This window comes from Streptomyces sp. NPDC041814 (assembly GCF_055590565.1).
Map to the genome: position 1 here is coordinate 328662 of NZ_JBVJAM010000010.1, position 13394 is coordinate 342055.

The window sequence follows — 13394 nt, forward strand, 5'->3', positions numbered from 1 at the left end:
CGCAGCCCCTCTCCCGCAGCAACTCAAGCGACGGCAACGAACGGAACAGGTGACAGACAGTCATGGCAGAGGGCGACGCTCTTTCCACCCACGTCTTCGGCGTGCAGCTCGGCGGCTATCTCGTGGAGTCGATCCAGGAGATCAGCGGCCTGACCGTCGAGGAAGAGGTGGTGGAGGTCCGGCAGGTGACCTCCACCGGTAAGCAGATCATCCGCAAGCAGCCCGGCGCGCGCCAGGCCGGCGAGGTGACGATCACGCGGGGACTCGACAAGAGCAGCGAGTTCACCAAGTGGATCAAGGAGACGCTGAACAACGGCGCCGTCGACACCGCGCGGCAGAACCTCACCATCGAGATCAAGGACTCCAAGGGTGAGACCGTCCGCCGCATCCAGCTGATGCAGGGCTGGGCCAGCCGCTGGGAGGGCCCCTCGCTGAAGGCCGGCGAGTCCAGCGCGGCCACCGAGACGGTCACCATCACCTTCGAGGAGATCGTGGTCGAATGAGGCGCAGGACCGTTTCCGGCGGTGGCCTCGAAGAGGTGCTGGACACCCTCGCGGCCGCCGCGCCGGCGCCGGCCGAGGCTCCGGCCCCGGCTCCCGCGCCGTCCCCGGCCGCCCGCCGTCCCGACGAGTTCGACTTCGAGCTGCCGCGCGGCTATCTGGACGACGAGGGCCGGACCCACCGGACCGGGACCATGCGGCTCGCCACGGCCCGCGACGAACTGCGTCCGCAGATCGACCTCCGGGTCAAGGAGAACCCCGCGTACCTGAGCGTGGTGCTCCTCAGCCAGGTCATCACCCGCCTCGGCACGATCACCGATGTGCACGCCGGGGTGGTCGAGCGGATGTACGCGACCGACGTGGCGTTCCTCCAGGACTTCTACCGCCGCATCAACAGCGAGGGCCACACCCACGCGGCGGTCACCTGCCCGCTGTGCCAGGGCTCGTTCGAGGTGGACCTGTCGGGTGAGCGCCTGGGGGAATCGTGACGTACGCGCCTTCCCGGCTGCGGGAGGAGATCGCGTACATCGCCTACCACTTCCACTGGCAGCGCGAGGAGATCCTGGACCTCACGCATGGTGAGCGGCAGGAATGGGTGAGGGAGATTGCGCGGATCAACACCCGCGTGAACGAGAGCGGGTGAGGGCGTGGAGTTGAGGGGCTGGTTCCGCCGGGGCGCCGACCGGGCGGCACGTGGCGTGCAGGACGCTTCGGGGTCCGCCGCCGCGCCCGGGACCGGGGGCGACCCGGCCGGCCCTTCGCCACGTTCCGCGTCGGCGGACCGGGGCGGCGCACCGGGGGACGCCGCCACGGGTGCCGGGACCGCCGCCCCGCGTCCCGGTGCGGACTGGGACGGCGGGTGGCGCCGGGTCGCGCCCCCGACCGTGACCGTCGCCCGGTCCTCGATCGGCGTCAGCGACGGCCTGCGCTTCCGGTCCCGTCTCGCGTCCTGGCAGAACGTGGCCTACAGCGACGGCGACCTGGGCCACGCCGTGCTCCCGTCCGCCCCGGTGGGCCGGATCCACGGGGTGACCCGGACACCGGGCACGCCGCGCACCGCGCCCTCCGGGGCGCCGCTGGTGCTGCGCGCGGCCGGGCCTTCGGCGCCGGAGGGCGGCGATGCGGGCACGGACCCGGGGGCCACGCCCACCGGCCCCGGTCCGCAGGCCCCTCCGGGCCCCCGGCGCGCCGTCCGGGCCGTGCCCGGGTCGGCGTCCCGCGCCTCCGGCCCCGGCGTGCCGCCGGTGGACAACCCCGCCCCGGTACGCGCCCGGCGCACCGCGCCACCGCTGACCCTGGCGCGGCGCCCGGCGAAGGCCGTCCCGCGCACGCTGTCCGCCGTCCCGTCGTCCGGGGTGCCCGCACGGGTCGCGCCGCCGGTCCAGCGCCGGGCGGACGCGCCGGGAGGCCCGTCCGGGCCCGCCGTACGTCCTGCCCTGGGCGGCCCCTCGGGCGAACCGCTCTCCGCGCCCCCGCCGGCCGCCCCGGGGCCGGTGCCTTCCGGGCCCGCCCTGCCAGTGGTCCAGCGCGAGGCGGACGCGTCCGCCGCCCCCGGGCAGCCGGGGCCGGGTGCCCCGACCGGGCCCGTCCTGCCGGTGGTGCGGCGGCAGTTGGACGCGTCCGGTGGCCCGGCGGACGGTTCCTCCGTGCGTCCGGGACCGGGCGGCCCTGGACCGGCGGTGGTGCAGCGGCAGGCGGACAGGTCCGCCGCCCCGGAGCAGTCCGCACCGGCGGGTCCTTTTCTGCCGCCGGCCGAGCGGCAGCCGGACGCGCCTGCGGGTCCGGCGGGTGGTTCCTCCGTACGTCCGACGCTGGACGCGCAGCCGCCTGTGACGGCCCCGGGCGGGCCTGCCCAGCGGCAGGCGGATGCGTCCGGGCCGGTTGCAGCGGCCGGTCCTGCCCTGCCGGTGGTCCAGCGGCAGGCGGAGGCGTCGGCCGTCGTCCCGGAGCAGTCGGTGCCGGGTGGGGCTGCCGGTCCGGCGGGTGGCTCCTCCGTGCGCCCGACGCTGGACGCGCGGCCGCCCGTGACGGCGCCGGGCGAGCCCGTCCAGCGGCAGGTGGACGCCTCCGCCGCCCCGGACGGGCCCGTTCTGCCGGTGGTTCAGCGGCACATGGACGCGGCTGCCGGTCCGGCGGGCGGCTCGTCCGTGCGCCCGACGCTGGACGCGCAGCCGCCCGTGACGGCGCCGGGCGGGACCGTCCAGCCGGTGGTTCAGCGCCAGGCGGACCCGTCGGCCGCCGCCCCGGAACGGCCCGCGCCGGATGCCCCGACCCTGCCGGTCGTCCAGCGCCACGCGGACGTGCCTGCCGGTCCGGACAGTGGTCCCTCCGTACGCCCCACCCTGGACGCGCAGCCGCCCGTGGTGGGCTCGGGCGGGCCCGGCCGGCGGCAGGCGGGCACGTCGGCCGCCGCCCCGGAGCTGCCCGCGTCGGATGCCCCGGTCCTGCCGGTCGTCCAGCGGCACGTGGACGCGTCTGCCGGTCCGGACAGTGGTTCCTCCGTACGGCCCACCCTCGACGCGCAGCCGCCCGTGACCCCGGGCGGGCCCGCGCTGCCGGTGGTTCAGCGCCAGGCGGGGGCCTCCGCGTCGGACCTCCCGGGCGGGCCCGCCCTCCCCGTGGTCCAGCGGCAGGCGGACGGGTCCGCACCGACGGCCGGGTCCTCCGTACGCCCGGCTCCGGACGCGGTGGTCCAGCGGCGGGACGCGTCTGCCGGTCCGGCGGACAGCGGGGCGGCCCGGGCGGGTGCCTCTGCCGCCCCGGCCCGGCCCACCCTGGGCAAGCCCCTGCGCGAACTCCCCGCAGGCGCGGCCCCCTTCGCCCCGGCCGCCCGCGACGCGGGCCCCGCGCTGCCCGTCGTCCAGCGGCAGACGGCGGACAGTGCCGACCCCGCGCACCCGGCCCCGCCCACCGGCCCCGGCTCCCACGCCCGCACCCGGGGCGGACTCGGCGCGCCCCTGTCCGCCCTCCCGCCGACCGCAGGCACGGCCGGCCCCGCAGGCCCCGTGAGCGGCGCCCCGCGCCCCGCGCCGCCCGGCCCCGCCGGGCCCCCCGCGATGCCGTTGCGCACCGCGCCGCCGCCCGCCGTCCCACGCGCCCCGGAGGGGCCCGTCCGCGTCCGCCCGGCCCCCCGGCCCGCCCCCGTCCAGCGCGCCCGCGCGCTCCTCGCGGCCCGGAGCATCGTCGTGCGTACCGGCGCCGCCGACGGCTTCACCGCCCGCGAAACCGCCGCCACCCGGCCCGTCGTACCGGCCACCTGGCGGCGCGACACCCCGCGCCCGGAGTCCGCCGCGCCCGGCGCGCCCGCCGCCCCCGTCGTCCAGCGGGTCGCCGCCGACCCCGTCGCCCCGCCCCGGCCGCACGCGCCGCTCCCGGCCCGGACCGGCGCGCCGCCGGAGCCCCCCGTACCGGGCGGCCCCGGACCGGAGCCCGCCGCCCGGGGCCCCGTCGTCCGCGCGCACGCGCCCGTCCAGCGCCTCGCGATGCCCCGCGCGGCGGAGACCGGTGCCCCCGCCGGGCCCGGGCCGGAACGGGGCGCCCCCTCCGGACGGCCCGCGCAGTCTCCGGCCGCGCAGCCACCGGCCGTCCAGCGCGCCGCCGCCCAGGCCGGGCTCGCCGGTGTCCCGGTCACCGTCGTCCAGCGGCAGCCCGCCCCGGCCCCCGCGCCCGAGCGGCCCGCGGAGGCCCCGGACCTCGACGTCGAAGACCTCGCCCGACGCCTCATCGACCCCGTCGCCCGGCTCCTCCGGGCCGACCTGCGGCGGGGCCGCGAACGTTCCGGACGCCCGTACGACGGCCGGCGCTGAAGAGAGAAAGCAACGGATGACCGACAACATCTTCGCGACGAGCGTGTTCTTCAAGCTCACCATCGGCGGCAGCGACCTCGGCGCGTTCCACACCTGCTCCGGCCTGGGCGCCGAGGTGGAGATCGAGCAGTACGCCGAGGGCGGCAACAACGGGTACACCTGGCAGCTGCCGGGGCGGATCACCTGGACCAACATCACGCTGACCCGCCCGGTCACCGCCGACACCCTCAAGATCGCGCGCTGGCTGAACGAGACGACGCAGCGCGTCGAACGCAAGGACGGCGAGATCGTCGCCCTGCGCCCGGACCTCAGCCGGATCGTCAGCTGGCAGGTGCAGGGGATCGTCCCGGTCCGCTGGCAGGGGCCGTCCTTCGACCCGGCCAGCTCCCAGGCGGCCGTCGAGACGCTGGAGATCGCGCACGAAGGGCTGGTCCCGTCCTGATGGCCCGTCGAGAGAAGTCAACGGACCGTCGAGAACAGCCGGCGGAAGGAGGGAACCCGTGCCAGCCGCAGCCCGCACGAGCCGTGCCCGCGCACAACTGACGATCATGGAGCCGCCGTCCGACGTCGGCGCCAAGCCGGGCGGGACCCTCGCCCTGCTGACGCTCCAGTTCAACCCGGCGACGCTCTCGCTGCGCAAGTCCACCGAGTGGCGCCGCACCCCGTCCCGGACGGCGGGGGAGTCCGCGCTGCCCGAGTTCGTGGGCAGCGGACCGCGCTCGCTCTCGATGGACGTGTTCCTGGACGCCACCGCCACGCACGACAACTCCGTGGAGAAGGCGGTCGAGCAGCTGATGACGGCCTGCGTGCCGACGCCGAGCAGCCTGGGCCGGAAGAAGCCGTCGAGCCCCTGGGTGCGCTTCGACTGGGGGACGTCCCGGACGACGTCGTTCGACGGGGTGCTCTCCAGCCTCTCCGTCTCGTACACGCTGTTCGACGTGGACGGGAAGCCGCTGCGCGCCACCTGCTCGCTCTCCATCGAGGAGGCGAGCGTCGACCCGGCGGGCCAGAACCCGACGTCCGGCTCGCGGGAGGCACGGCGTACGCACACGGTCGTCGCCGGGGACAGCCTGCCGCTGCTCGCCTGGCGGGAGTACGGCGACGCCACGGCCTGGCGGACGATCGCGGAGGCGAACGGCATCGACGACCCCATGCACCTGCCCCCGGGCAGCGAACTCCTGGTGCCCGCGCTGGAGGACGGTGCGGCCGAGGACGGCGTGGCGGAGGCGGCCCGATGACCGGCCCCGCCCGCTCCTTCGCCGCCGACCCCATCGTGGAGGCGCCCGCCGAGCTGCCCCAGGCGTGGGCCGCCCAGCTGGTGAGCTGCGAGGTGGACGAGAACATCGGGCTGCCCGACAGCGCCGTCCTGACCTACCGCGACCCGTATCACACGCTGCTCACCGCCACCGGGATCACGATCGGCACCGAGCTGAAGATCTCCGTGGTCACCGTCCAGGAACGGGCGCGCGAGCGGCTGTTCACGGGCGAGGTGACCGCGCTGGAGCTGGACAGCGACACCACCGGCTCGTTCACCGTGGTCCGCGCGCTCTCCAAGGCGCACCGGCTGCGGCGCGGCCGCAAGGTCGTCGCGTACCGGAACATGAAGGCCGCCGACATCGTCCGCAAGGTCGCCGCCGGGGCCGGGCTGCCGTGCGGGAAGGTCGAGGCGGCCCCGGTGATGTACAAGCAGCTGACCCAGCCGAACATCTCGGACTGGGACTTCCTCCAGTACCTCGCGGGGGAGTGCGGGGCGCATGTCCGGGTGGACGAGAAGGGCATGCTCCAGTTCGTGAAGCCGAAGCCCGCCTCCTCGGCGCCGTCCCCGTCCACCTCCGCGTCCAAGCACCCGATGGTCCTGGAGTACGGCCGCAACCTGCTGGCGCTCCGGGCCGTGCTGACCGCGGCGGACGGGGCGGACAGCGTCGAGGTGCGCGGCTGGGACGTGGAGAACAAGGTCCGGGTGGTCGCCCGCGAGCAGTCCATCCGCTCCGAGACCGTCACCCCGGGCACCAACCCGTCCACGCCCGCCGCCCTGTTCGGCAAGAACGCCCGGATGACCGTCGCCGACACCCCGTACCGCACCCAGGCCGAGGCCCGCGCGGTCGCCGGTGCCGTCGCCGGACGGGTCGCCTCCGGCTTCGGCGAGATCGAGGCGGTCGCGGAGGGCAACCCGAAGCTCCGCGCGGGCGAACCGGTCGCCCTCGGCAACGTCGGCCCCGCCTTCGCCGGGCGCTACACCGCGACCGCCGCCCACCACACCCTGGACCCGCAGAGCGGCTACCGCACGACCGTCCTGGTCAGCACCGACCCGGACCGCTCGCTGAGCGGCCTCACCGGCGGGCCGGGCGCGCCCGTCCCCGGCCCCCGCATGCCGGGCCTCGCGATCGGCGTCGTCACCGACATCCGCGAGGGCCGGGGCAAGGAAAGCGGCTCGGTGAAGCTCAAGTTCCCCTGGCTGGACGACCTTTACGTAACGGACTGGGTCCGTACGGTCCAGTGGGGCGGCCAGGGCGGCGGCGGGGTCTTCAGCCCCGAGGTCAACGACGAGGTGCTGGTCGGCTTCGAACAGGGTCTGATCGACGCCCCGTACGTGCTCGGCGGGCTCTACAACGGTCGCGACAAGCCGTCCCCGCACGACGTCCCGCTCGTGGACCCGACCAGCGGCAAGGTCAACCGCCGCTCCCTGGTGTCCCGTTCGGGCAACCGCATCGAACTGCTCGACACCCCGCGCGGCCCGTCCGGCGTCCGGCTGGCCACCGGGGACGAGCAGCTGGAGGTCGTGCTGGACGAGCGGCGCGGCGAGATCGCGCTCAAGGTGTACGCACGCGGCACCTCCCGGGTCCTCAGCTCCCTGTCGCTCGGCCGCACCGGGATCACGCTCGACGCGGGCACCGGGAACGTCCATGTGAAGGGCGCGTCGGTGACCATCAACGGCAAGACCGGCGTCACCGTCGACGGCGGCCTGCTCGCCGTCCTGAAGGCCGCACTCGTCCGCATCAACTGACGCGTCCCACCGAGGAGATCACCAGCCATGCCCCAGGCAGCCCGTACGGGCGACCCCACCGTCCACGGGGGCGTCATCGGCACCCCGCCCCCGGGCGCGGTCGCCGTCGCCACCGTGCTGATCGGCGGCAAGCCGGCCGCCGTCACCGGAAGCCTGCACGTCTGCGTCGTGCCCCCGCACGCCCTGCTCGGCCCGGGGAACGTCGTCATGCCGAACCCGGCGGCGGCCGTCGGCGGCGCGGTCCTGATCGGCGGGCTGCCCGCCGCCCGCATGGGCGACACCACGACCTGCGGTGCGAAGATCGTCATGGGCGCGCCCAACGTCCTGATCGGGGGCCCGGTATGAGCGAGCACGGATTCATCGGGCGCGGCTGGGGCTTCCCGCTGCGCGTGGCCGCCACGGGCGGCATCGGCATGGTCGAGCGCGAGCAGGAGATCGAGGAGGCCATCGGCCTGATCCTCGGCACCGCGCCCGGCGAGCGCCCCATGCGGCCGGAATTCGGCTGCGGCATCCACGAGTACGTCTTCGCGCCCGGCGACGGTGCCACGGCGGGGCGGATCGCCCACGAGGTGCGCACGTCCCTGGAGCGCTGGGAACCGCGCATCGAGGTCCGGGACGTGGTCGTCGCGTACGACACCGTCGAGGAAGGCACGCTCTACATCGACGTGCACTACACCGTCCGGTCCACCAACGACCTGCGCAACCTCGTCTTCCCCTTCTACACGATCCCCGAGGCGGGAGCCCGCTGATGTCCCTGACCCCGCCCAATCTGGACGACCGCCGCTTCCAGCAGCTCGTGGACGAGGCCAAGCGGTACGTCCAGCAGCGCTCGCCCGAGTGGACCGACCACAACGTGTCGGACCCCGGGGTCACGCTGATCGAGACGTTCGCCTACATGGTCGACCAGCTGCTGTACCGGCTGAACCGGGTGCCCGACCGCAACTACTTCGCCTTCCTGGACCTGCTCGGCGTCCAGCTGTTCCCGCCGACGGCCGCCCGCGCCGACGTCGACTTCTGGCTGTCCGCGCCGCAGCCGGACACGGTGCGCCTCCCGGCCGGTACGGAGGTGGCGAGCGCACGCGGCGAGACGGAGGAGGCGGTCGTCTTCTCGACCGGTGAGGACCTGGCCATCGTGCCGAGCTCCCTCGTCCGCCTGGTCACGGTCCCGGCGACCGGCGAGCAGACCGACCGCACCGGGCCGCTCGCCGAGGGCCGGGACATCCCCTGCTTCCAGGCCCGGCCCCAGCCCGGCGACGCCCTCCTGTTCGGGCTGCCCACCGCCGTGCCGCGCTGCATCGTCGCCGTACGCCTGGACAGCCGGGTGGAGGGCGTCGGCGTCGACCCCCGGCAGCCGCCGCTGGTCTGGGAGGCGTGGGACGGCGCCCGCTGGGTGCCGTGCGCGACCGGCGTCGACTCCACCGGCGGGCTCAACAAGCCGGGTGAGATCACGGTGTTCGTGCCCGCCGGGCACACCGAGTCCGTCACCGCGGGCATCCGCGCGGGCTGGCTGCGCTGCCGGGTCACCGAGGCCGCCCCCGGCCAGCCCTTCTACTCCGAGTCCCCGACGATCCGCGAGGCGGAGGTCTTCACCGTCGGCGGCACGGCCGGGGTGGAGCACGCGGAGACCGTGTACGACGTTCCGCTCGGCACGTCCGAGGGGGTCGCGGGCCAGACCTTCGCGGCGCCCCGGACGCCCGTCCTGCTCGACGGCGAACCGCCGCTCGTGGAGGTGTCGTCGGACGGCGGCTGGCAGTCCTGGACCCCGGTCGAGCACTTCGGCGCGTCCGGCCCGGGCGACCGGCACGTGCGGATCGACGCCGTCGGGGGCCGGTTCGCCTTCCCGCCCGAGGTGCGCGAGGCGGACGGCACCATACGGGCGTACGGGGCGGTGCCGCCGAAGGGCGCCCACATCCGCCTCGCCCGCTACCGCACGGGCGGCGGCGCCGCCGGGAACGTGGCGCGCGGCGCGATCCGGGTCCTGCGCAGCTCCGTCCCGTACGTCGCCGGGGTCGACAACCGCGAGGCGGCGCGCGGCGGGGTGGACGGCGAGACCGTCGAGAACGCGAAGCTGCGCGCGCCGCAGATCCTCCGCGTCCAGGAGCGGGCCGTCACCGCCGAGGACCACGAGGCCATCGCCCGCGAGGCCGCGCCCTCGCTGCGCCGCGTCCGCTGCCTGCCCGCCGCCCCCGGCGAGGGCGGCGCGGTCCGGGTCCTGGTCGTGCCGGACGCGGTCCCCGACGAGGGCGGGCGGCTCCGTTTCGAGCAGCTGGTCCCGCCGGACTCCGTGCTGGCGGCGGTGGCCGGACGCCTGGACGAACGCAGGCTCGTCGGCACCCGCCTGGTGGTCGAACCCCCCGCCTACCAGGGCGTCACCGTCGTCGCGGGGCTCGTCGCGGACGAGGGCGACACGGACCGCGTCCGGACCGCCGCGCTCGACGCGCTCTTCCGCCTCATCGACCCGCTGAGGGGCGGCGCGGACGGCACCGGCTGGCCGTTCGGCAGGCCCGTGCAGTACGGCGAGGTGTTCGCCGTCCTCCAGAACGTGCCCGGCGTCCGCCTGGTCGAGGAGGTCCGCCTGTTCCCGGCGGATCCCCTCACCGGGAGGCGCGGCGGGGCGGTGGACCGCATCGACGTGGCGGCCAACGCGCTCGTCTTCTCCCATCAGCACCAGGTCTCGGTCGCCGCCGCCGGGGAGCGCTCATGACGAGGGCCGCCGTCCCCGGCCTCCCCAGCCGCTACCCGATCGGCGCGCTGCTGCCCGCCCTGTACGCGGACGACGACCTGGCCCAGCGCTTCACGGCGGGCCTCGACACGGTCCTCGCCCCGGTCCTGTCCACGCTCGACAACCTCCCGGCGTACTTCGACCCGGCGCTGGCCCCCGCGGACTTCCTCCCCTGGCTCTCCTCCTGGGTCGGTGCCGGGATCGACCCGGCATGGCCGGAGGACCGCCGCCGCGCCGCGGTCGCCCGCGCCGTCGAACTCCACCGCCGCCGCGGCACCCGCCAGGGCCTGGCGGACCACCTGCGCCTGTGCTTCGGCGTGGAGGCGGACATCCAGGACGGCGGAGGCGTCACCTGGTCCGCCGAACCGGACTCGCCCCTGCCGCCCGCCCCCACGGGCGAACTGCTGATCCGCATCCGCACGGACCGCCCCCTGGACGAGCCCCGCGTCCTCGCCGTGGCCCGCGCCTCCTGCCCGGCCCACCTGACCTGCCGCCTCGAAATCACCAGGAGCCCCTCATGACCCGCCCGTGCCCGTCCTGCGGTGCGGCGAACGCGGAGGACGAGGACTTCTGCGGCAGCTGCGGTACGTATCTGGGCTGGTCGACGCGGGTACGGCCCGGGGGGTCGCGCCCGGCGGCGGACCCGGCCCCGGACGCGGAACCGACCCCGGCCCCGGCCCCGGCCCCGGAACCGGCCCCTGCTGAACCGTCTCCGACCCCGGCCCCGGCCCCCGCCCCGGAGCCGCGTCCGGCCCCCGCCCCGGAGCCGCGTTCGGCCCCCGCGCCCGAACCGCGTCCGGCCCCCGCGCCCGAACCGCGTCCGGCCCCCGCCCCGGAGCCGGACCCGGCCCCCGTACCGGCCCCTGCCCCGCGCCCGGCCCCGCCGCGGCCCCCCGCGCCCGCCCCCGTGCGACCGGCGCGACCGGCACGGCCGGAACCGCCGGCGGCGGAGCCGGAGCGGGACGAGGAGCCCATCGGCGCGGTGCTGCCCGGGGTGCCCGTCGTCGCCCGGCCCACCGTCAGGACGGCCGCGGCGGACGAGGAACCGGACGGCGAGCCGTGTCCCTCGTGCGGCGCGAACAACCGGCCGGGGCGTACGTTCTGCCGGAACTGTGCCGAGCCCCTGAAGCCCCGGGACCAGGCGGCCCCGCTGCCGTGGTGGCGGACGCGGTGGCCGTTCAACCGGCGGGTGCGGGCGGGCTCGGGGAGGCTGCTGCGGGGCAGCCTCATCGCGCTCGTGGTCGCGGGCCTGCTGGTCGCGGGCTTCCTGCTGATCCCGGCGGGCCGCTACGTCGTGGAGGACGTCCGGGACAAGCTCGGCGGCACGGGCGAGGTCAGCCCGCTCCACGTCTCCGCGAACGCCTCCGCCCCGGGGCACCCGGCCAAGGCGGCGGTGGACGGTGTCACGAACACGTACTGGGGCGCCCCGAAGACGGGCGACGCGCTGACGGCGGAGTTCGAGGACCCGTTCCGGCTGGTCGGCGTCACGGTCCACACGGGCGTCTCGGCGAAGGCGGAGGTCTTCCAGAAGGGCGCCCGGCCGACCCGGGCGGACCTGACCATCACGACGAAGGACGGAAAGGTCCACGAGAAGACGATGACGCTGGCCGACAAGCCGGGGGAGCAGACCCTGCGGATGGGCATCAGCGACGTCGTAAAGGTCCGCTTCACCATCCGCGAGGCGGCGGGCCAGGCCAGCGGACACCCGATCGCCCTGGGCGAGATCGAGTACTTCAAGCGGACCTGAGCCGAAGCCCGGTCACGAGGGCGGCCGTTGACCGGCCGCCCCGTGGGGCCTGGACGCGAACAGGTCCATGCCCAGCGCCGCGGACAGGAAGTGGGCGACCCGCTGCCCCCGTACGCTGTTGCCCGCCGCGTCCAGGCGGGGGGAGAAGATGCCGAGCCCGCCCTTGCCGGGGTGACGGTGACGCCTCCTCTTCGTGGCCGGGGCGGCGCTCGCGCTCACCGGTGCGGCGGCGACGGCCGTATCGGCCACGTACTTCGGCGGCAGCCTCTTCTTCAACCTCGGGGGTTACGCGTCACTCCTCCAGTCCGTCAACGCCCCGCGCCGCCCGCCCGGCGCGTACCGGCTTGAGACGGCCGCGTGGCGGTGGTGGAGCTACGAGCCGATGCGCATCGACCGGCTGAGTGCGTTCCTGATCCTCACCGGCACGCTGGTCTTCGGGCTCAACCTGCTGGACTCGTTCCTCCAGGGCCTCAGCACCCAGCAGGCGGCCCGCCTGGTGCGGGCGCCGGACGTGATCGGCTGCGTGCTCTTCCTGATCTCCGGCCAGCTCGCCCTCGCCGAGGTCTGCCACGCGCCCACGGGCGTCCGCCCGCACGACCTCGGCTGGTGGATCGTCGCTGTCAACATGGCCGGCTCGGTGCTGTTCATGATCGCGGCCTTGGCGGACCTGGTCACGCCCGGCGCATACGTCCCGGTGAGCCTGGCGATCTCCAACACCGGCACCCTCGCGGGCGCGCTCTGCTTCGCCGCGACGGGGGTGCTCCAGTGGTTCGAGCGCCCCTCAGTGCGCGCCTGGCCGCCATCGCCAGCCTTTGACATGCAGCACTATGTGCTGCATGCTGTGATGCATGGCTGCTGTGATCCGCAAAAGTGTCCCTCTGGACGCGCTGCTCGAAAACGCGATACAGCGTTTCCGGCTCCACGGAGCTCCGGAGAACCAAGCCCTGTGGCAGGTGACGGGCATAAGAGTGGACGACGACACGTCCGAAGCCGAAGTGCTTCGTGCGCTGCTGCACGCCGGCTGTCACGCGGTGGAGGAGAAGGCCATGGAGAACGGCTACGCCGCTCTCGCGGCGGCCCACGACGAGGAGGACCGGGCCTACGAGGCAGCTGTGCGGGCCCGCGGGGCCCGTCGGCGGAGCCGAGTCGGGACCGGTGAATGAGCGAGATCGTTCCCATCCGTGGCCGCGTGTACCGCGCCGACCTCGGCGCAGGTTTCAAACCGTGGCTCGTGGTTTCGAACAATGCTCGTAACCGCGCCCTCAACGATGTCCTGGTCGTGCGCATTACTACGTCGGCGAAGCCTGAACTGGCGAGCATCGTGGAGTTGGGACCTGATGAACCACTCGTGGGGCGCGTGCTCTGCGACGACCTGGGCCCGATGTACAGGGACGAGATCATAGGAGACCTGGGCGCGCTCTCGAACCAGACGATGGTGAAGGTCGCCACGGCGCTGCGGCACGTCCTCGCACTCTGAGCCGCCCCCGGAAGGCTAAAGGGTGTTGCAGAAGGTCGGGCTCGGGCAGGCCGGAGTGGTGGCTGACCTGCTGTTTCACCGTGTCATGGCGAGGTTGTGCATGGTGGCGACGGCCTGGACCGCGTGGTGGAGGCCGTC

The 13394-nt window shown here is 75.3% G+C and carries 16 protein-coding genes; 14 read left to right on the plus strand and 2 right to left on the minus strand.

The features are described from left to right. The first annotated feature begins 62 nt into the window (after positions 1–62). The 12 genes from ACZ6C6_RS25690 to ACZ6C6_RS25745 all read left to right on the plus strand — a co-directional run bounded on the left by ACZ6C6_RS25690 (position 63) and on the right by ACZ6C6_RS25745 (position 11779). A complete protein-coding gene (locus tag ACZ6C6_RS25690) occupies positions 63–503 on the plus strand; it encodes a phage tail protein (RefSeq protein ID WP_111337042.1) in 441 nt (146 codons plus the stop codon). Beyond that, on the plus strand, positions 500–988 hold the full coding sequence (locus ACZ6C6_RS25695; RefSeq protein WP_469205693.1) for a hypothetical protein: 489 nt from the start codon (positions 500–502) through the stop codon (positions 986–988). Before ACZ6C6_RS25690 ends, ACZ6C6_RS25695 begins: the two co-directional genes overlap by 4 nt. Beyond that, entirely contained in the window at positions 985–1143 is a 159-nt protein-coding gene (locus tag ACZ6C6_RS25700) for a DUF6760 family protein (RefSeq protein WP_018101391.1), read from the plus strand. The genes ACZ6C6_RS25695 and ACZ6C6_RS25700 overlap by 4 nt, the downstream gene beginning before the upstream one ends. Before the next feature lie 4 nt (positions 1144–1147). Beyond that, positions 1148–4306, plus strand: coding sequence for a hypothetical protein (locus tag ACZ6C6_RS25705; protein ID WP_469205696.1), 3159 nt, complete (start codon positions 1148–1150; stop codon positions 4304–4306). 16 nt (positions 4307–4322) lie between these two features. Beyond that, positions 4323–4748: a phage tail protein gene (locus ACZ6C6_RS25710; protein ID WP_018101390.1), complete on the plus strand. Its 426-nt coding sequence runs from the start codon at positions 4323–4325 to the stop codon at positions 4746–4748. Positions 4749–4854: 106 nt separating this feature from the next. Then, the gene (locus tag ACZ6C6_RS25715) at positions 4855–5544 is read left to right on the plus strand and encodes a CIS tube protein (protein WP_365679422.1); all 690 of its coding nucleotides are present in this window, start codon (positions 4855–4857) and stop codon (positions 5542–5544) included. Continuing rightward, positions 5541–7310, plus strand: a complete 1770-nt coding sequence (locus ACZ6C6_RS25720) for a VgrG-related protein (RefSeq protein WP_469205698.1) — start codon at positions 5541–5543, stop codon at positions 7308–7310. The genes ACZ6C6_RS25715 and ACZ6C6_RS25720 overlap by 4 nt, the downstream gene beginning before the upstream one ends. Positions 7311–7337: 27 nt before the next feature. Further along, positions 7338–7655 carry a PAAR domain-containing protein gene (locus tag ACZ6C6_RS25725; protein WP_164401805.1) on the plus strand — a complete coding sequence of 106 codons (318 nt, stop codon included), beginning with the start codon at positions 7338–7340 and terminating at the stop codon, positions 7653–7655. After that, a complete protein-coding gene (locus ACZ6C6_RS25730) occupies positions 7652–8059 on the plus strand; it encodes a GPW/gp25 family protein (protein WP_365678834.1) in 408 nt (135 codons plus the stop codon). The genes ACZ6C6_RS25725 and ACZ6C6_RS25730 overlap by 4 nt, the downstream gene beginning before the upstream one ends. Next, positions 8059–10014 (plus strand): putative baseplate assembly protein, encoded by a 1956-nt coding sequence (locus ACZ6C6_RS25735; protein WP_469205702.1) that lies wholly within the window; start codon positions 8059–8061, stop codon positions 10012–10014. Before ACZ6C6_RS25730 ends, ACZ6C6_RS25735 begins: the two co-directional genes overlap by 1 nt. Beyond that, positions 10011–10553, plus strand: a complete 543-nt coding sequence (locus ACZ6C6_RS25740) for a phage tail protein (RefSeq protein WP_469205703.1) — start codon at positions 10011–10013, stop codon at positions 10551–10553. Before ACZ6C6_RS25735 ends, ACZ6C6_RS25740 begins: the two co-directional genes overlap by 4 nt. Then, positions 10550–11779: a zinc ribbon domain-containing protein gene (locus tag ACZ6C6_RS25745; RefSeq protein WP_469205705.1), complete on the plus strand. Its 1230-nt coding sequence runs from the start codon at positions 10550–10552 to the stop codon at positions 11777–11779. Before ACZ6C6_RS25740 ends, ACZ6C6_RS25745 begins: the two co-directional genes overlap by 4 nt. A 12-nt stretch (positions 11780–11791) precedes the next feature. Here ACZ6C6_RS25745 and ACZ6C6_RS25750 read toward each other — a convergent pair whose 3' ends face one another. Together ACZ6C6_RS25750 and ACZ6C6_RS25755 are read right to left on the minus strand one after the other, a co-directional pair. After that, positions 11792–12055 (minus strand): glutaminase, encoded by a 264-nt coding sequence (locus tag ACZ6C6_RS25750; protein WP_469205707.1) that lies wholly within the window; start codon positions 12053–12055, stop codon positions 11792–11794. A 96-nt stretch (positions 12056–12151) separates the two neighbouring features. After that, positions 12152–12598 carry a hypothetical protein gene (locus ACZ6C6_RS25755; RefSeq protein ID WP_469205709.1) on the minus strand — a complete coding sequence of 149 codons (447 nt, stop codon included), beginning with the start codon at positions 12596–12598 and terminating at the stop codon, positions 12152–12154. 29 nt (positions 12599–12627) lie between these two features. On the opposite strand from ACZ6C6_RS25755, the gene ACZ6C6_RS25760 reads away from it, so the two are divergent. Continuing rightward, entirely contained in the window at positions 12628–12942 is a 315-nt protein-coding gene (locus ACZ6C6_RS25760; protein ID WP_469205711.1) for a hypothetical protein, read from the plus strand. Then, the gene (locus ACZ6C6_RS25765) at positions 12939–13256 is read left to right on the plus strand and encodes a type II toxin-antitoxin system PemK/MazF family toxin (RefSeq protein WP_469205712.1); all 318 of its coding nucleotides are present in this window, start codon (positions 12939–12941) and stop codon (positions 13254–13256) included. The genes ACZ6C6_RS25760 and ACZ6C6_RS25765 overlap by 4 nt, the downstream gene beginning before the upstream one ends. Positions 13257–13394: the final 138 nt, after the last annotated feature.